Raw genomic sequence first — 416 nt, 5'->3', positions numbered from 1 at the left:
GCTGGCCGCACGCCAGCACGCCCGCCTTGTTCCAGTAGCCGCCCGCGAAGCACGTCGGCGCGTTGACCGGGTATTGACGGCCATGCGACGCTTTCAAGGTCGACCGGCCCAAGAACCGGCTCCATCGACAGGAAGCGCACGCGCGCCGGCACCTCGAGCAGCTTCGGAATGTCGCGGTCAGCCTCTTCCTGATTGACGATCGTCGCACCCAGACAGACGTTATCCCACGGCCATACCGGACCAAGGGCATCCGCGTCGCGGGCATCGTCGATCATTTGGCGCGCATTGCCGATGCACTTTATCAGCAACAGCCAGTCGAGATTCGGCGTGCTGCGGATCAGGCGAAATAGGTCGACGCGCCACGAAGGATCGACGGCGTTATCGAACACGTCGGCAAGCGAAGCGCAGAAAACACG

At 63.2% G+C, this 416-nt stretch carries 1 protein-coding gene; it reads right to left on the bottom strand.

The genetic code is table 11. The features are described from left to right. On the bottom strand, positions 1–416 hold a 416-nt coding region (locus tag P0D80_RS51295; RefSeq protein WP_408296657.1), incomplete at both ends, for a DUF5131 family protein.

Source organism: Paraburkholderia sp. RL17-373-BIF-A (assembly GCF_046030175.1).
GTDB lineage: Bacteria > Pseudomonadota > Gammaproteobacteria > Burkholderiales > Burkholderiaceae > Paraburkholderia.
The sequence above is the reverse complement of the archived record's forward strand: the minus strand, read 5'-3'. Positions and strand labels throughout refer to the sequence as shown.